This is a genomic window from Streptomyces sp. NPDC001851 (genome assembly GCF_040297165.1).
Taxonomy (GTDB): domain Bacteria; phylum Actinomycetota; class Actinomycetes; order Streptomycetales; family Streptomycetaceae; genus Streptomyces.
Genome location: NZ_JBEOYR010000004.1, coordinates 213,743 through 235,073 on the forward strand (window position 1 = coordinate 213,743; position 21,331 = coordinate 235,073).

17 protein-coding genes are annotated in these 21,331 nt (G+C 70.5%); 2 read left to right on the plus strand and 15 right to left on the minus strand.

Annotation, left to right across the window (positions count from 1 at the left end; genetic code table 11):
* Positions 1–5: 5 nt before the first annotated feature.
* The 13 genes from ABT171_RS07640 to ABT171_RS07700 form a co-directional block, all read right to left on the minus strand.
* Positions 6–752: a 2OG-Fe dioxygenase family protein gene (locus ABT171_RS07640; RefSeq protein WP_351240856.1), complete on the minus strand. Its 747-nt coding sequence runs from the start codon at positions 750–752 to the stop codon at positions 6–8.
* 269 nt (positions 753–1,021) lie between these two features.
* Positions 1,022–2,290: an ATP-grasp domain-containing protein gene (locus ABT171_RS07645; RefSeq protein WP_351240858.1), complete on the minus strand. Its 1,269-nt coding sequence runs from the start codon at positions 2,288–2,290 to the stop codon at positions 1,022–1,024.
* A gap of 210 nt (positions 2,291–2,500) precedes the next feature.
* Positions 2,501–4,333 (minus strand): AfsR/SARP family transcriptional regulator, encoded by a 1,833-nt coding sequence (locus ABT171_RS07650; protein ID WP_351240860.1) that lies wholly within the window; start codon positions 4,331–4,333, stop codon positions 2,501–2,503.
* A gap of 104 nt (positions 4,334–4,437) precedes the next feature.
* Positions 4,438–5,463 (minus strand): isopenicillin N synthase family dioxygenase, encoded by a 1,026-nt coding sequence (locus tag ABT171_RS07655; protein ID WP_351240862.1) that lies wholly within the window; start codon positions 5,461–5,463, stop codon positions 4,438–4,440.
* The gene (locus ABT171_RS07660; protein ID WP_351240864.1) at positions 5,460–6,149 is read right to left on the minus strand and encodes a 7-cyano-7-deazaguanine synthase; all 690 of its coding nucleotides are present in this window, start codon (positions 6,147–6,149) and stop codon (positions 5,460–5,462) included. The genes ABT171_RS07655 and ABT171_RS07660 overlap by 4 nt, the downstream gene beginning before the upstream one ends.
* 103 nt (positions 6,150–6,252) lie before the next feature.
* Complete coding sequence (locus ABT171_RS07665) at positions 6,253–7,233, minus strand: aspartyl/asparaginyl beta-hydroxylase domain-containing protein (RefSeq protein ID WP_351240866.1); 981 nt, start codon at positions 7,231–7,233, stop codon at positions 6,253–6,255.
* 385 nt (positions 7,234–7,618) lie between these two features.
* Positions 7,619–8,209 (minus strand): GTP cyclohydrolase I, encoded by a 591-nt coding sequence (folE, locus tag ABT171_RS07670; protein WP_351240868.1) that lies wholly within the window; start codon positions 8,207–8,209, stop codon positions 7,619–7,621.
* A 37-nt stretch (positions 8,210–8,246) separates the two neighbouring features.
* The gene (locus tag ABT171_RS07675; protein WP_351215905.1) at positions 8,247–8,609 is read right to left on the minus strand and encodes a 6-pyruvoyl trahydropterin synthase family protein; all 363 of its coding nucleotides are present in this window, start codon (positions 8,607–8,609) and stop codon (positions 8,247–8,249) included.
* A gap of 35 nt (positions 8,610–8,644) precedes the next feature.
* Positions 8,645–9,358 (minus strand): 7-carboxy-7-deazaguanine synthase QueE, encoded by a 714-nt coding sequence (locus tag ABT171_RS07680; protein WP_351240870.1) that lies wholly within the window; start codon positions 9,356–9,358, stop codon positions 8,645–8,647.
* Between the two features lie 13 nt (positions 9,359–9,371).
* Positions 9,372–10,154, minus strand: coding sequence for a class I SAM-dependent methyltransferase (locus ABT171_RS07685; RefSeq protein ID WP_351240872.1), 783 nt, complete (start codon positions 10,152–10,154; stop codon positions 9,372–9,374).
* Complete coding sequence (locus ABT171_RS07690; protein ID WP_351240874.1) at positions 10,154–10,294, minus strand: hypothetical protein; 141 nt, start codon at positions 10,292–10,294, stop codon at positions 10,154–10,156. The genes ABT171_RS07685 and ABT171_RS07690 overlap by 1 nt, the downstream gene beginning before the upstream one ends.
* 270 nt (positions 10,295–10,564) lie before the next feature.
* The gene (locus ABT171_RS07695) at positions 10,565–13,522 is read right to left on the minus strand and encodes an AfsR/SARP family transcriptional regulator (protein WP_351240876.1); all 2,958 of its coding nucleotides are present in this window, start codon (positions 13,520–13,522) and stop codon (positions 10,565–10,567) included.
* 219 nt (positions 13,523–13,741) lie between these two features.
* Positions 13,742–14,710, minus strand: a complete 969-nt coding sequence (locus ABT171_RS07700) for a GlxA family transcriptional regulator (RefSeq protein ID WP_351240878.1) — start codon at positions 14,708–14,710, stop codon at positions 13,742–13,744.
* Positions 14,711–15,433: 723 nt separating this feature from the next.
* Here ABT171_RS07700 and ABT171_RS07705 point away from each other — a divergent pair.
* Complete coding sequence (locus tag ABT171_RS07705; RefSeq protein ID WP_351240880.1) at positions 15,434–18,193, plus strand: helix-turn-helix transcriptional regulator; 2,760 nt, start codon at positions 15,434–15,436, stop codon at positions 18,191–18,193.
* 446 nt (positions 18,194–18,639) lie between these two features.
* Here the strand turns inward: ABT171_RS07705 and ABT171_RS07710 are convergent, their stop codons facing one another.
* Positions 18,640–19,605, minus strand: a complete 966-nt coding sequence (locus ABT171_RS07710; protein ID WP_351240882.1) for a pirin family protein — start codon at positions 19,603–19,605, stop codon at positions 18,640–18,642.
* Between the two features lie 241 nt (positions 19,606–19,846).
* Between ABT171_RS07710 and ABT171_RS07715 the strand changes: the two genes are divergently transcribed.
* Positions 19,847–20,203, plus strand: a complete 357-nt coding sequence (locus ABT171_RS07715) for a cupin domain-containing protein (RefSeq protein WP_351240884.1) — start codon at positions 19,847–19,849, stop codon at positions 20,201–20,203.
* 124 nt (positions 20,204–20,327) lie between these two features.
* Here the strand turns inward: ABT171_RS07715 and ABT171_RS07720 are convergent, their stop codons facing one another.
* Positions 20,328–21,305 (minus strand): pyridoxal-phosphate dependent enzyme, encoded by a 978-nt coding sequence (locus ABT171_RS07720; protein ID WP_351240886.1) that lies wholly within the window; start codon positions 21,303–21,305, stop codon positions 20,328–20,330.
* Between the last annotated feature and the right edge of the window lie 26 nt (positions 21,306–21,331).

The following is a 21,331-nucleotide window of genomic DNA, read 5'->3' on the forward strand; positions in this document are numbered from 1 at the left end:
GCGGCTCAGGCCATCGGGTTCATGTCGATGATGAGCATGTCGCGCACTCCCGAGGCGCCCTCGGGGACGATCGGCGAGACCTCGTGCGTGATCATGTTGTCGTCGATGAACATGGTGTCGAGCGGCTGGACCAGGGTGGTCTGCACGATGTCGCCGCCGTCGTTGGGGTGGACGGTGGACAGACCGCCGGTGACGCCCTCGCGGCGCATCAGGTGCATCCCGACGTAGGAGTGCCCGTCGCGGTGGCGGCCCTCGGGAGTGGGGAGTCCGTCGGCGTCGGCGCGGGCGACGACGCGGACCAGGTGGACCCCGGTCCGCCACGAGTTGTTTCCGCCCGCTGCGGTCGCCATCCGGGCGTTGAAACCGACCAGGGCGCGCATGGTGGGGCTGAGCAGGAGGTCCTGGTCGACCGGTTCGAAGAGCCGGTCCTTGCCCTCCCACAGCGGGATGGAATCCTGACGGAAGGCGGCGTGGGGCAGGACCTCGTAGGTGACGGTGTCGCCGTCGACGACGACGCGCAACCGGCTGTAGCGGCGCTCGCGGTACACGCCGACGCCGTCGACCTCGGTGTCGACCGGCAGGTCCTCCCAGGCGTCGCGGAGTTCCTCGAGGTCGGCGTCGCTGATCAGCCCGGCGAGTTCCTCCTTGGGTATGACGACGAAGCCCGTGCGGCGGACCTGCTCCGCGAAGGCGGGTACGCGGTCATGGAGCTGCCGTCCGGTTGTCGGTGTGTCGCTGGTGCTGGCGGTCATGGTGTTTCCCCTTTGTACGGGTGTCCCGGTGGCGCCGGCTGTACGGCCGGGACGGGTGCGGTTGGTGTCGGGTGCGACCGATGGCCCGGTCACGCCCGGTGACGGCGGTCGCCGGATCGGCCGTCTCGGGTCCGGCCGACCGGGAGTTCCCCGGTCGGCCGCACATCTCGGTGCGTGCGGCGGCCGGCCGCCTGTACCGGATGTTCGACAAGATCGGAGCGAGGTCCCGCGTTCGGCTGCCGTGGCCGGCCGCCCGGACCCGCTTCAGGTCAGTCCCGTTCCTCGTACTCGACGTGCAGCGTCTGTGCGAGGTGGGCGAGGTAGGCCGTGGCCTCCGCGTCCGACTCGTGGTGCGAGAGCACGACCGCCGGGTTTCCGGTCCAGTCCGGGTAGGGGCGCAACAGTGCTCCGGGACCCGCGGTCTCCACCACGTAGTCCACCCGCGGGTCGGCACGCACCGCCTCCAGGCCCCGTATCCGCTTGACCCGCCCGCCGCCGCCGATCGGCACCAGATAGGCCGCCGCGTGGCCGGCCGGGGCCGGCTCCTCGCGCCAGCAGAGCGGCTCTTGGCCGAGGTGGATGCGCAGCGCCTCGGCGGCCAGGTCGATCCCGCTGCTGACGTGGGTCAGGTGGTGCATGTTGCCTCCGCCTCCGAGGCGCGCGGTCATCTCCAGCAGCACCGGCCGTACTCCGCCCACCAGCCGTAGTTCGGTGTGCGTGGTGCCTTCCGTGACGCCGAAGGCGTGGTGGGCGCCGATCACCTCCGCCTCGATCGCGGCGAGTATCTCGGCCGGTAGCTGGGCGGGGGCCCGGAGCGTGGTCTCCTCGAAGTAGGGCCCCGTCAGTTCGCCCTTCCAGCTGATGGCGCAGACCCGTACCTGTCCGTGGAACACCAGGGATTCTGCGGAGATCTCCGGCCCGTCCAGGTATTCCTCGACCAGCACACCGGTGTCCGAGTGCGATCCGTCGGCGGCGGCCATGTGGGTCTCGACGAGACTCCAGGTGCGGGCCACGGCCTGCTCCAGGCTGTCCCTGTCATCCGCACGGATGACTGCGAAGCTGGAGTGGCCGTTCGCCGGTTTGACCACGACGGGAAAGCGCAGGGTCAGCGCGTCGGTCCAGTGGTCCGGATCCTTGACGACCACGAAACCGGGCACGCCCAGCCCCGCTTCCAGGAGGCGCTGACGCATGCTGCGCTTGTCGCGCACCACGGCCGCCGCCTCCTCGGTCAGCCCGGGGAAGCCCAGCTCCCGAGCGGCGCGCGCCACGAAGGGAATGACCCTTTCGTTGCCCGACATGATGCCGTCGAAGGGCTCTTGGCGGTGGCGTTCGGCGAGCGCCGACAACGCGCCGTCCGGGTCGCCGTCGATGTCCAGTGGCAGGAGTTCGACGACCGCGTCGGGCCGCCCGGCGGACTCCAGCGTGTCGTCCCCCCTGGGGACGAGGATCAGGTCGATGCCGGCACGTTCGGCGGCTTCGAACGCCCAGGGAAACACGGACAACTGACCGACGAGGACGAGTTTCGGGCGCTTCGGCATGACGGTTCTCCAAGGATCGGCTGTGTGGAAGGGTCTGAAAGGGCCGCGCCGGCCGGAGCGGTTCTGTGTGGGGTCATCCCGGCGATCACAGGCCGGGGAGGCCGATCAGCCCGTGGTAGGAGCGCACTCGGCTGAAGCGTCTGCCGCGCACCGCGCACCGCGCGCCGAAGTCGCCCGACACGAGGGGCAGGATGGCACCGGGACCGGGCGTCAGGCGGAGCGCATGACCGACGCGCTGCCCGGCCGTGCCGCGAACGGGCTTGTCCCAGGTTCCCATTCGTAGGAGAACCGGCCGTTCACACTCGGACGGTGCGGGCGCAGCAGGTAGTTCTCCGCCAGTTCCTCCAGCAGGTCCTCGGCGCGCTGGTCACTGATCCCGAGGGTCGCGGCGGCGAGCGCCGGCGTGAGCCGGTCGGGGGCGACGGAGGACGACAGCCCGTGGGCCAGGGACCGCGACTCGGCGGACAGTGTCGCGAGCGTCCGGTCGAATCCTGCCCACACGCCCAGCGGATCGCTGTCGGCGCCCCCGGACGCGAGGACCCACGCGGTGGCCTGCCGAGCCGTCCAGTGCGGACGGCGGCGCAACTGCGCCGCGATCGCGAAGAGTGCGCCCGGCAGCCCCCGGCACAACCGGGCGAGCTGTCGCAGTCCTTCGGGGTCCAGGGCGATGGGGTGCCCCGGCACGGAGGATGCGAGCAGTCGCAGACAGTCGTCGAAGGGCAGTCCGGCGAGATCGACGTGGACCGCCGTCGAGGACACGAACAGCCGTCTACGACTGCCGATCACCACGCCGCAGCCGGCACCTGACGGCAGCAGCGGCGTCAGCTCCTCCACGTCGCACACGTCGTCGAGCACCACCAGAACGCGCAGGTCGGCGGTCCAGGTACGGAACAGCAGGCTCAGGTCGGTCGTACTCTGCCGCAACTGCTCCTCTGTCGCACCCAGTCCGCGCAGGAACGAACGGAGGATCTCGGCGGGCCGCACCCGCCGACCGGCGCCGTCACGCAGACGTGCGTGGAGTCGCCCGTCCGGGTAGTGACCGCTCACCTGATGCGCGGCGTGCAGACACAGTTCGCTCTTCCCCGTGCCGGGGGCACCGCCCACGACCACGAGCGGCCGGTCCTCCCGCGCCCGGCCGGCCAGTACCTCCGTGAGGCGCGCCAGCTGGCCGGCGCGTCCGGTCAGACGCTCGCGCGGGGCCGGCAGATGGCAGGGTGGCCGGGTGGCCGCGGACACGACCGTGAGCCGCCCGCCGGGACGCAGCAGCGCCTCGTCCGACGTGAGCACGGCCGTGTGCAGGGCTTGGAGTTGGGGTGAAGGATCGAGTCCCAGCTCGGTGGCGATCCGCTCGCGTGCCCGGCGGTAGACCTGAAGCGCTTCCGCCCGCCGGTCCATGCGGTAGAGCGCCGTCATCAGATTGCCCTGGGCCCACTCGTCCGTCGGTTCCTGCACGGCCATCGAGGTGAGTTCGCCGAGGACTTCATGGTGCCGGCCGAGGTGCAGGTCGGATTCGATGCGCAAGTGGTGTGCGCTGGTGCGCAGTTCCTTCAGCCGGATGGCCTCGGCCTTCAGCATGGGCCCCTTGCGCACGTCCACCAGGGCGTCGTCCCGCCACAGCCGCAGCGCCGCGGCGGCTGTCTCACGGGCCCCGGCGAAGTCTCCGTCGTGGAACTCCGCTCGGGCACGGGCGAGCAACGGCTCGCAACGGAAGACGTCCACGTGGTCGGCGGGCAGCGACAGCTGGTAGCCGCCGTCGACCGTGCCCAGCAGCGGCCCGGCCGCACGTACCGCGCCGCCGCTCCTCGGATTGCCGAGGGAGAACCGCTTCCTGAGCTGGTACACGTACGTCTGCAACGCGGTGGGCGCGCTGGCCGGCGGATTGTCGTTCCACAGTTCGTCCATGAGGTGCTCGAAGGGCACCACCCGGCCCGCGTTGAGTACGAGCACCGCCAGTGTCTGGCGTACTTTCTGGGCGGCCGGCGCCATGTCGACGCGGTGATCGTCCCCGTAGGCCTGAAGCGGCCCGAGAAGGTTGATTCTCATGAAAATCGCCTTGCCTCAGGTTCGTGCGGTCCCCCTCGGACCGGCCGCCGGCGCCACCGCCGGGCCCGGCCACTCGGGCCCGGCGGTGGCGCCGACGGCCGGTGTCAGGAGTTCCCGGACCCGGCCACCGCGGCCAGGTGGGGATGGTGCCGGGCGACGATGTCGGGGAAGGAGCGGACCAGCCCCTTCATGACGTTGTCGCCGTAGAGGGCGAACAGAGGGTTGCCGACGACGTCGATGACTCCGTCGGCGCCCTCGACGTAGGGGCTGGGCAGTGACTGCATCGTGGCGTCCAGCCGGGGGTTGTAGAAGAAGGGAATGGAGTAGCGGTCGACGCCCGGGGCGGGCCGGACCACCCGGTGGAGGGTGGCGCGCACATAGCCCCGCGTCGCCACCTCCAGCAGTTCTCCCAGATTGACCACGAACGCCCCCGGGATCACCGGTACGTCCGCGAACCGGTCGTCCTCGACCGCGACCTGAAGGCCGCCGTTGTCGTCCTGGACGAGCAGGGTGAGCAGCCCGAGGTCGTTGTGAATGCCGGTCCCCTGGTCGGAACCGGTGCCCTCGCTCTTCTGCGTGGGACCGGGGTAGTGCAGAAGCTTGAGGTGGATCTGTGGATCCGGGTCGACCACGTCGTCCAGGAAGTCGGCGGGGGCGTCGAGCGACTCGAGCAGGAGCCGCAGCAGCCGGTGCGACAGATCGGTCAGCCGAGTGATCCAGGACTCGACGGCCGGGCGCAGCTCGGGCATCGCGGCTGGCCACTCGTTCGGGCCGATCAGGCACCGGTAGGCGGGATCCCCGGGCTCGGACGGCCTCGCGGGCTGCTCCGGGCCGATGTCCAGCTGCCGGCGCTGGTCGGGCACACCTCGGGTGTGTTCGCGGCCGAGTTCGGAGTAGCCGCGGAACAGCGGCGAGTCGAGGATGTTCAGCGCGAGCCGGTCGGCCTCGGGCAGCTCGAAGAACCGGCGGGTGAGGTCGAGCATGTCGTCGGCGTCCTCGATGCCGTGGCCGACGAGCTGGAAGAAGCCGATCTCGTGCACGGCCCTGCGCAACCGCAGCAGGAACTCTGCCCGGGCTTCTGGCGAACCGGCGGCGTCCCGGAGATCGAGCACGGGGAACGGGTCGGTCATGACAGCTCCTTCGAATCGCTGTTCCGGTAGGTCGTCGGATCGGTCACGCCGGCGTCCCGGAACGCCTGCCGGCGCTCCTCGCAGGCTGCGCACCGCCCGCACTGGAGCGTGTCGCCGCGAAAGCAGCTCCAGGTGTCGGTCCAGGGGACGCCGAGTTCCTCACCGAGCGACACCACGTCGCTCTTGCGCAGCTTGACCAGCGGGGCTGTCAGGGTCAGGTCGGGATGCGCGTATCCGTGGGTCGCGATCCGCTCCATGGCGAGGAAGGAATCGATGAAGGCGGCGTTGCTGTCGGGTGCGGCCTGGAGGTCGTCGACCACTCCGACGGCCACCGCCTGTGCCTGCTGGGCGACGGCGACGGCGAAGGCGACGGACAGCAGGAGGGCGTTGCGGTTGGGTACTACGTTCGGGCTGCCGCCGGACGACCCGCTCCCGTGATCCGGCACGTCGACGGTCGGGTCGGTGAGCGAGGAGCCGCTCAGGAGCTTGCCGACGGGGCTGAGGTCGACGACGTCGTGGGGCACCCCGAGAGTTCGAGCCGCCTTCGCGGCGAACCGGTGCTCGATGAGATGACGCTGTCCGTAGTTCACGGACAGCAGGTGGAGTGTGTGTCCTTGCGCCTGGAGGTGGTAGGCCATGGTGACCGAGTCCAGGCCGCCGGACACGATTGCGACGGTTTTCGGCATGTGTCGACTTCCGGCAGAAGGAAAAGGGATGGAGGGTCAGTACCTGAGGGTCAGGACTGCGGTGCGCGGTGCGCCGGAGCGGCGGCGGACGCAGGGGCGTCCGTCACGGCGTCGGCGTGGCCGGGACGACGAGGCGGGTCGATTCCCGGCCCTTGCGGTAGGTCAGTTCGACCTCGGGCCGCGGACCGTCCAGCCTCGTGGTGATGGTCCGCTCCTCGCTCCAGCCGACCAGGCGGTATTCGTTTCCGCCGAGGGCCACCAGCGGGAAGAGGTGGTCTTGCGGCGAGCGGACGGCCAGTTCCGTGCCGGTGTCGACGATGCCGAAGCCGGCCTGCGGCTGCGCGCCGGTGAGCGACCCGAACACCTCTATCTCCAGCAGGTGCTCCGGCGCGTCGAACGAACACCGCGCGGCTTTGCGCTCCTGGTCGGTCGTGGCCACGCCCGGACGGTTGTAGAGCACATCCGGGCCGTCGAAGTAGTCGGCCCAGTCGGCCGGGAACAGCCGTGCGAGCTCCGGTGTGACGAGCACGTCCACGACGAGATGCACCCGGTGCTCGGGTCCGAGGTTCTGGATCTGGTGCTTGCGGCTGAAGTCACCGAACCAGAACTCACCGGGCTGCCAGCGATGAATTTCTCCGTCGAGGTCGAGCGAGGCCTCCTCGTGGGTGATGACGGGGATGTGCAGCCGGGCCAGACCCCAGTCCGGGGCGAACTTGGCGTCACAATGGCGGTATCCGACGACTCCGGGGCCGAGGTCCAGGAACCGGGCGGCGTAGAGGGGGCCGGGAATCGCGTGCAGGACCTCCCGCACGTACGGCATGTCGTCCAGCCACTCGGTGTCGGCGAACTCCGCGCTGCCGGGGCCGCCGGGGTCGGTGCGTGTCCTGTCACCACCGGGGCTGCGCACCGGGAGACAGCGCCAGTCCTGTTCGGCCCACCTGGAGACTCGCCCGTTCTCGTGCGAGCTCTGTTCGTCCCACAGGTGGTCGCGTGCGGTCATGAGGTCGGCCAGCAGCCGCTCGGCGTCCAGCTCGGGAAGCAGCCGGGCCGCTTCCGCAGGCGTGGAGGAATCAATGGTGTTCATCGTTGTCCTTTCATGTCGCCGCTCCGCGACCGGGACGCGGCCGACGACCGCCGCGCTCGCGGCACGGCGGGCAAGGCGAATGCGGGGGCCGGCGTGGAGGCGATCGACGTGCCGGGGGATGACCCGGCGGGGAAGCCGGCGGAAACCACGTTTCGACGAGGAACGCCCGAAGCGGCAGCCGGTGCCGAACCCCTGCGGAGCACACTCGCCGGAACCGCGAAGCCCGTCGCCGGTGGGCGCGGCGGAACGGCGGGAGCGCGGTGAGAGTCCGGTTCGGCGCTGCCGGTACGCGTGGCCACCCGGTGCGGATCGCGTGCTCCGGCGGCTACCGGACCATCGACCCCGGCAGGACGTGGGCGCCCCACTGACGGAGCCGGACGGCTCGTCAGGCCCGGAGCAGGTCGAACAGCTCGCCCCGGAGCCCGGGGTCCGTGCCGAAGTCCCCGCGATACGCGGTCGACGTCATCTGCGCGGGAGCCTTGATGCCGCGCATCGACATGCAGAGGTGCTCGCCCTTCGCTATCACCGCGACGTCCGGGGTGCCGCTCAGGGTGCTGATCTCCAGCGCGATCTGGTCCACGAGACGCTCCTGGACCTGCAGCCTGTGCGCGTACTGATGGGCGACCCTGGCGAACTTCGACAGGCCGAGCAGTTGCCCCGTCGGGCGGTACGCGATCGTCACGGAGCAGTTGAACGGCAGGAGGTGGTGCTCGCACAGCGACCAGACCTGAATGCCCGAGACGACCACGAGCTGGCTCGTGCCGATCGACTCGAAAAGCGTGCCCAGCGAACCCGGGTCGTAGTTGATGAACTCGCGCCACCAGCGGGCGAACCGCGCAGGGGTGTCGCGCAGTCCGTCACGATCGGGGTCCTCGCCGATCTCCTCCAGCAACTGGCGGGCGATCCCGACCAGTGGGTCCTCGGTCGTCCTGGTCGCCGACGGGTCACCGTCGAGTTCCACATCTGTCACCGACATGCGGCTGCCTTTCGTCCGGGCTTCGTCGTCGCCGGCCTCACGGCCGGTACTCGGCCCACGTCTTGGGAGTCTCGGAGATACGGACACAGGTCAACTCGGGAAACTCCATCACCCATGTCTTGTAGACCCAGGCGGCCATGTTCTCGGCCGTCGGGTTTTCGTCCATCACATCGTTCAGATGCCGGTGATCAAGCTGCTTGTCCATCCATTCCTTGAACGCGGACAGCTCTCCGTAGTCTCGAACGAAGCCCACGGGCAGCAGACTCGCGTCATCGGCTGCGAGTTCCAGCTCGATCACGTAGTTGTGCCCGTGCATCCGGGCGCACTGGTGATCCGGAGCAAGACCGGAGAGCCGATGACTGGCCGAGAATTCAAATTTCTTCGTGATCCGAAATGTCATCGGACGAGTTCCCTTCTTCTTGTGCGGGCCGTGGGTCACACACCGCGTTTTTCGCCCCACAGCAGGGTGTGGAGTCTCGTCGTCAGGTTCCAGCCGCGCTCCACCACCGCGTCGGCCAACTCGCCCATGTGTTTGGTGACGTCGTCGGCGGTACGCCCGATCGGCATGATCCACACCGAGGGCAGGTCGAAGTCGGTGACCAGCTGCGCCACTTCGTCGAGATCGCGGGTGTTCTGGCAGACGAACTTGAACGTGCTGCCCGGCAGGGCCGAAAGACTGGTGAGAGCGGCGGGGACGATCCTGCGCCGCAGGGGGTCACCGGAGTGCGACAGCTTGGGCGAGACGTTGAACCTGACGCCGGCGGCGACGAGTTCGGGGTGCGCGGCGTGCGTTCCGTTCGTCTCGATCTCGATCTCTTTACCGCGTTCGGTCAGCGCTGCCACCAGAGGGATCAGCCGTTCCTGCTGGCCCAGGGGCTCACCGCCCGAGATCACGATCAGTTCGGTGTCGAACGCGAGCAGCTCTTCGACGACGTCTTCGACCGGGCGCCGGTGAAGCTCCTTGCGGGGATCGTGGGCGATCCCGCCGTCAGCGGCTCCGACCCAGTCCCACGTGTAGGGCGTGTCGCACCACGAGCACGACAGATTGCACCCGCCGAGTCGCAGGAACGCGCACCTGCGTCCCATGGACCGACCCTCACCCTGGACGGTCGGACCGAAGACTTCGTTGACCACGAGATCCTGTTCCATGGCGCACCGCCTCCTAAGGGTGGGACGGCTCGACGGCCGCCGGCTTCTGCGCCTGCACGATGAACCAATGCCGGCTCAGCCGGACGCCCTGATCGACGGAGACCGCGGCGACATATCGATCGAACGCCTCCTTGTCCGCCGCGGAATCGTAGTTGTCGACGATCGGCACTTGGTGCAGGAATGTGTTCAGGTCGTCCGGCGAGTGGTAGAACTCCTCGAACCGGAACGCCTGGTTTCGTGTCACGACGAAGCCCGCGTCGGAGAGTTCGAGGGCAACCTCGTCCGCCAAGGGCCTGCCGTTCCAGCTGTCGAAATTCTGGCCCCGGCCGAACGTCTCCTTGAGTTCGCGCGCGTCCTGCTCGCCGATCCCCATGTACATCACGACCCCACCGGGGCGCAGCACCCGCTCGAACTCGCCGGCGATCAGCGGACCGCGGCGGGACGTGATCACATCGGCGTATCCGTCGGGCAGCCCCGTATGTGCGGCGTCGCGCAGCTCGAACGTGACATGCGGCAGACCTGCCTCGGCTCGATACCGTGCGGCGCACTCCAGCATCGACGGCGACAGATCGATCCCGGTCACGGCGCCGTACGGTCGTGAGATGCGCAACAGACTGCGCCCGTCGGCACAGCCGACATCCAGCAGCCGGGCCTGTGGCGTGCCCAGCGCGGTCGCCAGTTCGTCGAAGACGGCGTCCGGGCGGCCGTCGGCGAACACGTCGGTGCTGCGCGCATCGCTGAAGTAGCCGCCGAACCGCTCGGCCACCCGGGAGTAGAACTCCGCGTCCATCGTCATCAGTCGTGCACCTCCTCTTGGGCCAGGGTCAAGAGGAGGCTCTGGTGCGCACGCACCGCTTCTCTCGTGCCGCGCCGCGATTCGGCATGCGGGACGCCGCACGCGGCGGGTGTCACCACGTCCCAGGTCACTACGGTCATTCGGACCACTCCTTGAGGGCTGTCCCCCCGAAGGGGCGCCGAGGTCGGCATGACTCACTTTCCGGTGGCGCCCTATCGGCACGGCATCACGGCGCATCCACGGCACGGACAGGGCCGGGATAGGGCGGTGATAGCGCGGTCATGCGGTCACGATGGGCACCTGGTTCACGCTGGTGTCAGTGACGCCCGGACGGACTGCCGAACGGGTCGCGGAGGTAAGGAGAACCGAGATGGCCATCATGAAGTCGCCGGCCGATGAGCTGCCCGCCCTCAACACGCCGTGGACGTGACGGACCTGTCTGCCTGCTGGTGCCAGCCGACGGACGTCATGGGCCTGCCCAGCATGGCAACGATGTCGGACCGCGCGGCGGCGGCCCCGCTGTGGTCCAGGATCCGCTCCCGGATCTTGGCCGATAGCGAGTAGTACTGGACGGCCTGTTCCCTTCGGTGCAGGTGGGCATTGACCCGGCCGAGGTCGTGCAGCACATACCCCTCGCCGACCAGGTCGCCGCTCGCCCTGACCATAGCGAGGACCTCGAGCAGGGTTTGTTCCGCGGCCTCGTAGCGTTGCTGGCACGTCAGCATCTGACCGAGCCGCCGCAGTACGAGGGCCTGGCCCCGGCCGAAGCCGGCCGACCGGCAGATGCCGAGGGCTTCGTCGAGATGGGAACGGGTTCGCGTGAAGTCCGCCCGCCGCATCGTGATGTGCGCCATCTCGCCGAGCACGTACGCCCGTCCGATCACGTCCCGCGCCCGCAGGAAGCCGCGCTCAGCGCTCGTGTAGAGGGCCAGCGCCCGATCGTCGTCACCACGGTGTCGCTCGATGCGCGCCAGGTCACGCAGGCACAGCGCCTGACCGCGTACCTCACCGATCCGCTCGAAGATCTCCAGAGCGGCGCTGAGGTAGGGGCCCGCCGCCTCGTGTTCGCCCCGGTACAGGTGCAAGGTCCCGAGCGAGCCGAGCACCGCCGCCTGGCCCCGTTCGTTGCCCGCTTCCTGCACCGCGGTCAGCGCCACCTGATGGGTGCGCTCCCACAGGTCGGGATAGCCGCGAGCCTCGAAAAGTGTCACCAGGGTCGTGGCCAGCTCCCAGCATAATTCGTCCAGGCCCGACCTGGCCGCCAGCTCGACCGCGTTCAACAGGTTGGTCTGCTCTCTCTCCAGCCACCCCAGCGGGTCGCGCACGCACCGCTGGACATGGCGTTCCGACGGAAGCCATCGCTCGCCCCGGCCCGTCACGATGGTGCATGTACCGCCGTAGATCTCTCTGTGCGCCCTCTCCGCGAGCGCCATCCAGCCGCCGACCATGCGCCGCACCGCTCCAGCGCGATCTGCCTCGGTGCATTCCGCCGGGAGCCGTTCGTGCGCGAGCATCCTGACGATCTGTGACAGTCCGCATCGGAAGTCCCCGTCCTGATCCATGGCGGTGATGCCGAGGAGCCGCATGTCGATGAGGGGTTCCAGCAGGTCGGTGCAGTGCGGCGTGCGGTCGTCGACGAGGGCGGCACCCAGCCAGCTCGGGACCTCCGTCCCCTCGGCCAGGCTGAGCAGGCACAACAGGCGACGGTCGGCCGCCGCCAGGCCGTCGTAGCTGAGGGAAAGACTTGCCCGGATCGACAGTTCGCCGTGCGCCAGCTCGTCCAGTCGGCGGTGCTCGTTCTCCAGCCGGTCTCCCATGGAGGCCAGCGACCAGTGCGGCCGCGCGGCCAGGCGGGCGCCGATGATCCGCAGAGCGAGGGGCAGCCCGCCCACCAGATGCACGAGGACCCGCGCCGCCTCCGGCTCGCTCTCCACCCGGTGTTCTCCGATGATCCGCCCCAGGAGCTGGACGGCCTGTTCCGGGCTCAGCGGTGCCACGCCGAATCGGCGTGTGCCCGGCAACGCCGTGAGCTGGCCGCGGCTGGTGACCAGCACGCTGCTGCTGCTGGTTCCCGGCAGCAGCGGCATCACCTGCGACTCGCTCACCGCGTCGTCCAGCAGCACCAGTGTCCGGCGACCGGCCAGCAGACTCCGGTACATCTCCGCGCGCTCGTCGAGCGCGTCGGGTATGGCTTGGCCCGGCACGCCCAGCGCCCGCAGGAAGCGCCCCAACGCCTCTGCGGGGCCTACGGGTTGTCCGCCCGGCCCGCGAAGGTCGCAGTAGAGCTGTCCGTCCGGGAAGCGCTCGGTCGCCACCCGGTGCGCCACATGCCTGGCCAACGTGCTCTTGCCGACACCAGGTCCGCCGAGCACCAGGACCACGTTCAGTTGCCCCTTGTCCTGCCCCTCGGTGACGGCGTCGCAGACCGCTGAGACGAACCGGCCGTCCGCCACCAGGTCGCCGGTGTCCGCGGGAAGTTGCCTCGGGATCACGACCGGGTCGGGATCGGCGCTTCGTTCTTGAGCCGCCTCGGAGAACGGCGTCGCCACGACAGGACGTGGTTCGGCCGGCCCGGCCAGGACCAGGTCGGGGTCGTGGGTCAGGATCGCCTGTGCCAGGTCGCGCAGTTCCCGCCCCGGGTCCAGGCCCAGTTCCTCGGTGAGTATCGCGCGGCCCTGGTGGTAGACGTCCAGCGCCTCCGCCTGCCGGCCCGAACGGTACAACGCCACCATGAGGTGACTCCGCAGCCGCTCACGCAACGGATGGCAGGCGACAAGCTGCATCAGTTCGCCGACCAGGTGCTCGTGACGACCGAGTTCCAGCAACAGCCCCATGCAGGTCTCCACCGCCTCCAGGCGCCTCTCGTCCCACTGCGCCGCCATGCCGGCCAGGACCTCGCTGGGTACACCGGCCAGGCACCGCCCCCGCCACAGGCCCGTGGCCGAGCGAAGCTTCTCCACCGCGGGCATCTTCAGACCGTCACGGGCCAGGGCATGCGCCTGAGCCACCAGGCGACGGAAATCGCCGATGTCGGTCGCGTCCTGCGGCGCCCTCAGCACGTATCCGCGGGGACGGGTCTCGATGGTGGCGTCCACGCCTCCCTCCGTAAGTGCCTTCCGGAGCCGGGAGATGCAGATCTGCACCTGGGCCCGTGCGGTCTTCGGCGGACCGTGGTCCCAGATGAAGTCGATCAGACGGGTCGTTTCCACCACCCGGTTCAGTTCGAGCACCAGCGCCCCGAGGACGATCTCCTGACGCCCCGGAGCCACGGGCACGATCCCCTGCTCGCCGCTCACCTCGATCGGACCGAGCACCCGGAAGGGAGCTGCCGCTCCGACGGTGCTGTCGCTGTCTGAAGAGACTGTCATGCATATCCTGCTTCTGTGCCGTGGTGTGGCGCGTCGTTGATCGGGAACGTGCGCTCCAAGTGCTGTGTCTGGTGCCGGTGCCTGCCGTGGACGTGCCGTCACACGACCGGGGCGGTGTCCGGGACGGTTCTGGCCAACCCGCGATGCCCGAAGGCGTCCAAGGAGACGCGCCGGTTGCGCTCGGGCTCGTCACTGCGACGGCCAGGTGCGAGTGCTTCTTCACCCTGTTCTGGAGAAGTGGTGGCGGTACTGCCCCGGTGTGACGCCCAGGGTGTGCTTGAAGCGGCGGTGCAGGGTCTCGGCGAAGCCGAAGCCGCAGAGCCGGGCGATCGCGTCGATGGTGGTGTCCGTCGTCTCCAGCAGAGCCCGGGCGGCCTCGATGCGTACGGTCTCCACATAGGCGGCCGGAGTGAGTCCGGTCTCGGCGCGGAAGACCCGGGTGAAGTTCCGCTCGCTCATGCCGGCCCGGTCGGCGAGCATCCGGACGGTCAGATCGTCGGCGAGGTGGTCGGCGACCCACGCCTGCACGTCCCGCAACGGCTTGCGCGTGGGCCGCTGCGCGGCGAGCTGGGTGCTGAACTGCGCTTGACCGCCCGGACGTTGTACGAACATCACCAGCATCCGTGCCACGGCTCGGGAGACCTCGGGCCCGTGGTCCTCCTCGACCATGGCGAGCGCCAGGTCCATCCCCGCCGTGATGCCGGCCGAGGTCCACACCGGCCCGTCGTGTACGAAGATCTGGTCCGGGGTGACCGTGACGTCCGGGTGCGCCCGGGCCAGCCTTTCGCAGGCCGCCCAGTGCGTCACCGCGCGCCGCCCGTCGAGCAGCCCGGCCCGTGCGAGCAGGAACGCGCCCGTACACACGGAAGCGGTCCGCCGGGCCCGGCCGGCCGCCTCCCTGAGCCAGCCGATGAGCTCTTCGTCGTCCGCCGCCTCACGATCGCCCGGTCCGCCCACGACCACGAGCGTGTCCAGCGGACCCTCGCACTGTTGGACGCCGCTACCGGCCGCTACGTCGATTCCGTTGCAGGCGCGCACCGTTCCGGCCCGGCCCGCGACGATCTCGACGGCGTAGCCCTCGCCCTCGGGCACCCACCGTTCCGTCTGCGTGAACACCTCATGCGGTCCCGCCAGGTCGAGCACCTGGAACTGCGGAAAGACGAGGAAGACGACGCGCCGTTGTGTCATCCGATCATCCTTGTCCGCCCTGCCGTTTGGCGGCAAGGACACAGAGCTGACGATCTCCGCCACGGGGCCGGTTCCAGGCTTCGCCTTCGGCGGGTACGGCTGCCGGCGGCGGGGCGGGCGGGCCGCTCCGGGGCAGGTGCCGGCCGGTCCCGGCGGGAGGGGCGTGTCGTGGAGAGCGCATCCCTGTGCCGCACGGGTCACCGCCCTGCGGTGAGGGTCATCGCCCAGCGCCCGTGTCCGCGCCTTCGGTTCCCACGGTTCGTCGTCGGCGTGCGTCGTCCACGCCGCTCGGAGGCACGACACATCTGTCCGGCATCTCGGCTGACGCGCTCTCACCACTCGGGCGTGCCCCGTCACGGGAACCCGAGCCCGCGGCACGGCGGTGCCGTGTGGCGTACCGGCGTGTGTCATCCGGATTGAGTTGAGCACCCTGTCTCCCTGTCCGCGAACCCGCCACTTCTATGAGGTCAGAGGCGGGTGGCGCCTCTTCACCCTCTTGCGACCCCCGTGACCAGCGCAATCGTGGAGCACCACGACACGGACCACGAGATCGGCAGGCCAGATCCACGACACCGGGAACGTGATGGCGGACGCGACATTCCGGTTCCGCCGCACCTGTGCGCGATCATGGTGGTTCTTCTCACGGTGCGGGTCACGCCACCGAGGCAGCGCGCACGGCGTCCTCGTCCATGAGGACGCCCACGTCCACACGAGGAGGCAGGAGTGTGCCGAACGGCATGTGCACCACGGGAAGCGGCACGGCTGCTGGCCGCAGCGGCCGAGCGCGCTCGTGCGGGCACCGGTCGTCTGGTCCTGCTACGCGGTGCCACCGGCACGGGGCGCACCACCGTTCTGGAGGCCGCCGCCGAGGACGCCGCAGCCCGTGGTATGCAGGTGATGCGTGCCCGTTGCTCCGCCGGCGACTCCGCGTTCCCCTTCACCACGATCCTTCAACTCTTCTGCTCAGGAGCCGAGTTGATCGATCCCACCGGGGACGGTGATGAACGCAGGACCGGCGCCGGGCTGCGGAAGGTGCTGCACTCGCACGCCGAGCGGTCGCCGCTGCTGATCACCGTCGACGATGTACACCTGGCTGACGCGGCGTCCCGCCGCTGGCTGGTGGAGTCCGCCCGGCTCGTGGACCGTCTGCCGATCATTCTGGCGGTCACCGAGCGCAGCCAGTACGACGTCGACCCGCCCGCACAGAGCCTCGCCCACGGTCTCTCTCCTGCCCTGGTCGCCACCCACACGCTGACCCCGCTGTCCCCCAGTTCGGCCGTGGCAGAGGTCCGTTCGGCTTTCCCCGACGCGGACGACTCCTGGATCGAGGACTGTGTACGGGCCGGGGCGGGCAATCCGCTGCTGCTGCGCGCCCTGCTGGACGACCTCTCCGACGGCAGTCACCCCGTCGTGCCGGACACCTCGGCCGCGCTGTACCCCGGAGCGTTCTCGGCGGCCGTCCAATGGTGGCTGGACTGCGCCGGGCCAGGTACCGCGGAGGTGGCACGGACACTGGCGATCCTGGACGAGGGCTGGGACCACGGCCCCGCCCCCAGCACGGGGTTCCCGGTCCTCCACATCCCCTCGCTCCTCTCCGAACTCACCGGCGCCGACCCGACCCGGGTCTCGGGCTGGATCACCGCGATGACCGGCCTCGGTCTGCTTCGCCCCGATGGCATGGGCCGCGCCCGCTACACCCATCCGCTGCTGAGGGACGCGATACTCATCGGCGTGCCCGCGGCCCGGCGGCGCGCCGCGCACCGGACGAGCGCCGAGTCGATGCTGCACCGTGGTGTCGCGAGCGAGATCGTCGCCCGCCAACTGCTGCTCGCCGATGCGGTGGACGAGCCCTGGGTGCTGCCGGTGTTCCAGGAGGCGGCATCGCTGGCATTGCGTGAGGGGCAGATCGAGGACGCGGTGGCCTTCCTGCGCCGCGCTCTGGAGGAACCTCTCTCCGATGAGGGCAGACAACGCCTGCTGACCGAACTGGGGTCACTGGAGTACGCGGTACCCGGCTCCTCGGCCGCGATCCTGAGGCTCACCGAGGCACTGCGGCTGCCGGGGCCGCCACAGGAACGAGTGCGCGCCGCAGTCGCTCTCGGGACGGCGCTGACCGGCCGTGGCATGACCCGTGCGGGCGTCGAGGTGCTGCGCTCGCTGTACGACGCGCTCGCCGACCGACCCGACCTGATACGCATCCTGCGGCAGGCGTTTCTGCAACTGTCCGACAAGGAACTGCTGGTGCGGCAGGAGGCGTACAAACGGCTGGTGGAGACTGCCGAGCGCTCGCCGGAGTCGATCAGCCCGGCCGGTCACGCCTTCCTGGTCAAATACGCGGTCATGGCGGGCCGGAGCTCGGCGAAGGACGCGATGCTGCGCCTGCGGGGCCTGCTGTCGGAGCCGGCCGACCCGCTGTCCGAGCCCTACCTGCTGGGGACGGCCGCCGCGGTCGCCCAGTGGGCCGACGAACTCGACGAAGCCGAACGGCTGGTGGAGCGCGGCCTGGCCGGGCAGCGCCCCGACGTCCTGCACCCCATGCAGGAGGCGCTGCTCGACACCCGTCTGGACATCATCGCGGCACGAGGCGACTTCACGCGCCTTCTGGCCGACCCGCTGCCCGCCACCACGACGCCGAGGAACGCCCATGCCCACGCGTTGACGGCACTCGTGGAGACGGGCCGTGTCACCGACGCCGAACGCCTTGCCGAAGCCTTCGACCTGCGGACGGCGCCGGAGTCCTGGGAGCTGAACCGGTTCCTGTACGCGCGCGGGCGGCTGCGCGCCGCGAACGGTGACCCGGCGGGCGCCCTGCACGACTTCCTGGAGTGCGGCCGCCGCCAGTCGGCCCGGGAGGTGTTCAGCCCGGTCGTCACCCCCTGGCGAACTGCCGCCGCCGAGTGCCATCTGGCCCTGGGGGTGCCGCGCGCGGCGCTCGCCCTGGCGGAGGAGGAGCTGCGCCTGGCCAGGGTGTGGAACACCCCCCGCACGGTGGGCCGGGCACTGCGTGTCCTCGGCACCGCGACCGGCGGACGCCGGGGCCTGGACCTGGCTGAAGAGGCCTTACGGCTGCTGCGCGGCGGCCCCGCCGGACCGGAGCTCGTGGCAGCGCTGCTGGCCGTGGGCCGCCAGTTGACCGCCTCGGGCGAGTCCTCGCGCGCCCGAGGCATCCTGCGGGAGGCGGCCGGCCTCGCCGAACGCCTGGGCGCAGTACGGCTGCGGGACCTGGCGGAGGAGGCGCTGCATGCGAGCGGCGCCCGCCGTCCGACGACACGCATCGGTGCCGCCTCGCTCACCGACAGCGAGCGCCGGATCGCCGAACTGGCGGCGGAGGGACGCACCAACGCGGAGATCGCGGATCTGCTGCATCTGGCCCGCCGCACCGTGGAGACCCATCTGACGCACAGCTACCGCAAGTTGGGCATCCGACGGCGCAGCGCCCTGAGCACGGCCCTGACCGGCGGCACCCGGAGTACGGAGTCCTGACAAGCGGCAGGGACACGTAGGGCGAGCACGGATCTTCGTAGCGGGTTTCCGGGATCGGAGGTGCCAGAGGGACCCCTCACGGCTGAGGCTGCTGGAGTGTTGGCGTCGGGGACGCCATGGCCACGGGAGTCACGGCCCGAGCAGGCCGCAGGTGCCCTGGGGGGTGAAGCGGCTCAGTGCCGCGTCGATCCGGGCCAGGGTGTCCGGATGCAGCTCGACGCCCGCCACTGCGAGGTTCTCCGCGATATGCGCCGGGTGCGGCTTCCCGGAACGGGCACCACGTGCTCGTCCTGGTGGAGCAGCCAGGCGCACGACGAAAACCAGCTTGAGCACTTCCTGGCCCGCCCCAGGAGAACTGGTCGGCATCGTGTGCACAGCTTGAAGCCTGACCACTGCGCGCGGCGTCGTCTCGAACCCACCTGACCGGAAGACCAGATACTCCCAGGTCAGCGCACCCTTCCACGTGGTTTCAGCGACACCGGCGGCAGCTCGGGGGCTGGCAGCGGAGCCCCGTCGTAGCCCTTCACCTCGCCGAAACGTGCTCCCTTCATCCACTCCTCGCGAGCCTGCACGATCTCCTCCTGGGAGCGGGCGACGAAGTTCCACCACATGATCAGCTCCTCCGCGAACGGTTCGCCGCCCAGGAGCATGATCCCGGCGTCGGACTCGGCGCGCAGTGGCAGGTCGGAGCGGCCGCAGCCGAGGTAGAGAAGCGAGCCGGGCAGCACCGGCACACCGTCCACATGCACCTCGCCGGACATGGCCAGGACGCCGTACTCGAAGTCGGGCTCCAGGGGCAGCCGTACGTCCGCGCCCCGGGCGAGGGCGAGGTCGGCGCCGATGATCGGGGTGTACGTCGTACCGGGCGAGACGGAGCCGTCGAGGTCGCCGAGTATCACCGTGGCGGTCAGACCGGGCGCGGTGACCGTGGGCAGGTCCGGGTGGTACTCGAACTTCGGGTCGGTGTGGCGGTGATCGTCCGGCAGTGCCACCCACAGCTGGGCGCCGTGCAGGAAGCGGGCGTGCGGGCGCGGGCTCTCCTCGGAGTGGCTGATCGCGCGGCCCGAGGTCATCAGGCCCAGCTGCCGGGGCCGGATCGTCTGCAGGCTGCCCGTCGAGTCGCGGTGCAGCACCTCGCCCTCGTGCAGCCAGCTCACCGTCTGCAGCCCGATGTGCGGGTGCGGCGGGACCTGCATGCCGGGCTCGTCGGCGATGTCGTCCGGGCCGTAGTGGTCGACGAACGCCCACGCGCCGATCATGCGACGCCCGAGGTTCGGCAGCAGCCGGCGCACCTGCGTCGACTCGCCCAGTTTCACCCGGCGGGGGCTCAGCAGTTCGCGGACCGGCTCGGCGACGACGAATCCGCGGCCGCCGCAGACACTGGGCACGGGCGCGCGGTCAAGATTGCTCATGGCGCCCAACTTAGCGGGGCGAGCGTCGTACCGGTGGGTGCGGAAACACGGAATCTCCTTGGTTAAGCCAATCAACCGACTTACCCCCCGCCTCGTCGTCCGAGCCGATTGGCGCCGTACCGGCGCGGGGCCGACGATGGTGACGTGGGGTACGGCCGCCGCAGCGCCGGTGCCGTCCGAGGCCGCCGGGGACGGTGACCGGCCCCGGCCGCGCCCAGCGGCCGGAAGGGAGGACACCGTCATGCTGGAAGTCAAGACGGTCGAGAAGCCGGACGAACGGCGTGACTTCCCCCGCGGCCACCTCGAAGCGCTCCACCTGACCGGGCTCGACTTCGCGGTGGGCACCTTCGAACCGGGGTGGCGCTGGTCGGAGTCCGTGGCGCCGATCGCGGGCACCGAGAGCTGCATGGTCCACCACAACGGTTATGTGATGCAGGGACGGATGCGCCTGCGCATGGACGACGGCGGCGAGGCCGAGATCGGCCCCGGCGACGTGTTCGTGTGCTCACCCGGCCACGACGCCTGGGTGGTGGGCGACGAACAGGTCGTGGTCTTCGACTTCGCCGGGGCCATGGCGAAGGAGTACGCGAAGGGCTGACCGAGCGGGCACGGCGGTCCGCCCGCTCGCAGAACCGGGTCGCACACGGTGCGGCCCGGTCGCCGTACCGGTGCCCGGCGCCGCATTCCTGCGCCTGCTCCCTGCGCCCGCTCCTGCGATGCCCTCAGCCCTCGAAGGATCCCGCACCCTCCTCCGCGAAGGTGACGGTGTCCGGGTGGCCGAAGAGGCCGGGCAGGCCGCCGGTGTGGACGAACACCGTCTTCCCGCCCGGGCGGATGTCACCGTCGCGGACGGCGGCGCGGAGGCCGGCGAGGGCCCGGGCCGTGTAAACGGGGTCCAGGACCAGGCCCTCGGTGCGGGCGGCGAGCCGGAGCGCCTCGCCCGCCGGGCCGGTCAGCGTCGCGTACCCGGCGCCCACCTGGTCCCGGCGCACCCGCAGCCCCTCGGCCGTGACCTTCTCCGCGGTGAGCGGCGCCGCGAACTCCGCCACGGCCGCCGCCGGGTCGGCCAGGGCGCCCACGTCCACGCCGAGCACCGCACCGGTGCCCAGGGCCGCGACCAGCCCGGCCATGGTGCCGCCCGAGCCGAGCGCGACCACCACCGTCCGCAGCTCGGGCAGCTGCTCGTCCAGTTCCTCGCCGCAGCGCACATAGCCACGGGCGCCCAGCACACCCGACCCGCCGAACGGGATCAGCGCGGGCCGGGCACCGCCGGCCCGCAGCCGCGCGCACACCTCGGCCGCCGCCGCGTCCAGCCCCGCCCGGTCCGCCTCGCCCGCCCAGACGAGCCGCGCCCCGAACAGCCCGTCCAGCGCGAGGTTCCCGGAGTGCGAGGTGCCCGGTGTGCCGCGCAGCACGAGGACGGCGGACAGGCCCAGCCGGGCGGCAGCCGCGGCGGTCAGCCGGGCGTGGTTGCTCTGCGGTGCACCCGTGGTCACGAGCGTGTCCGCGCCCTCGGCGAGAGCCGCGCCCACCGTCCACTCCAGTTTGCGGATCTTGTTCCCGCCGCCGCCCGGACCGGTCAGGTCGTCCCGCTTGATCCACAGGTCCTCGGGCCCGAGCCCGAGCGCGGCGGCCAGCCGCGGGGCCGGTTCGAGGGGCGTGGGGAAGCTGCCGAGCGATACGGGGGAGTGGCTGCTCATGGCGTACGTCCTTCGCTGCGGATCAG

What these genes read in the sequence shown, in the direction of transcription:
- ABT171_RS07640 (WP_351240856.1), bottom strand. Translation starts at nt 752, where the DNA reads ATGACCGCCAGCACCAGCGACACACCGACAACCGGACGGCAGCTCCAT.
- ABT171_RS07645 (WP_351240858.1), bottom strand. Translation starts at nt 2,290, where the DNA reads ATGCCGAAGCGCCCGAAACTCGTCCTCGTCGGTCAGTTGTCCGTGTTT.
- ABT171_RS07650 (WP_351240860.1), bottom strand. Translation starts at nt 4,333, where the DNA reads ATGAGAATCAACCTTCTCGGGCCGCTTCAGGCCTACGGGGACGATCAC.
- ABT171_RS07655 (WP_351240862.1), bottom strand. Translation starts at nt 5,463, where the DNA reads ATGACCGACCCGTTCCCCGTGCTCGATCTCCGGGACGCCGCCGGTTCG.
- ABT171_RS07660 (WP_351240864.1), bottom strand. Translation starts at nt 6,149, where the DNA reads ATGCCGAAAACCGTCGCAATCGTGTCCGGCGGCCTGGACTCGGTCACC.
- ABT171_RS07665 (WP_351240866.1), bottom strand. Translation starts at nt 7,233, where the DNA reads ATGAACACCATTGATTCCTCCACGCCTGCGGAAGCGGCCCGGCTGCTT.
- folE (WP_351240868.1), bottom strand. Translation starts at nt 8,209, where the DNA reads ATGTCGGTGACAGATGTGGAACTCGACGGTGACCCGTCGGCGACCAGG.
- ABT171_RS07675 (WP_351215905.1), bottom strand. Translation starts at nt 8,609, where the DNA reads ATGACATTTCGGATCACGAAGAAATTTGAATTCTCGGCCAGTCATCGG.
- ABT171_RS07680 (WP_351240870.1), bottom strand. Translation starts at nt 9,358, where the DNA reads ATGGAACAGGATCTCGTGGTCAACGAAGTCTTCGGTCCGACCGTCCAG.
- ABT171_RS07685 (WP_351240872.1), bottom strand. Translation starts at nt 10,154, where the DNA reads ATGACGATGGACGCGGAGTTCTACTCCCGGGTGGCCGAGCGGTTCGGC.
- ABT171_RS07690 (WP_351240874.1), bottom strand. Translation starts at nt 10,294, where the DNA reads ATGACCGTAGTGACCTGGGACGTGGTGACACCCGCCGCGTGCGGCGTC.
- ABT171_RS07695 (WP_351240876.1), bottom strand. Translation starts at nt 13,522, where the DNA reads ATGACAGTCTCTTCAGACAGCGACAGCACCGTCGGAGCGGCAGCTCCC.
- ABT171_RS07700 (WP_351240878.1), bottom strand. Translation starts at nt 14,710, where the DNA reads ATGACACAACGGCGCGTCGTCTTCCTCGTCTTTCCGCAGTTCCAGGTG.
- ABT171_RS07710 (WP_351240882.1), bottom strand. Translation starts at nt 19,605, where the DNA reads ATGAGCAATCTTGACCGCGCGCCCGTGCCCAGTGTCTGCGGCGGCCGC.
- ABT171_RS07715 (WP_351240884.1), top strand. Translation starts at nt 19,847, where the DNA reads ATGCTGGAAGTCAAGACGGTCGAGAAGCCGGACGAACGGCGTGACTTC.
- ABT171_RS07720 (WP_351240886.1), bottom strand. Translation starts at nt 21,305, where the DNA reads ATGAGCAGCCACTCCCCCGTATCGCTCGGCAGCTTCCCCACGCCCCTC.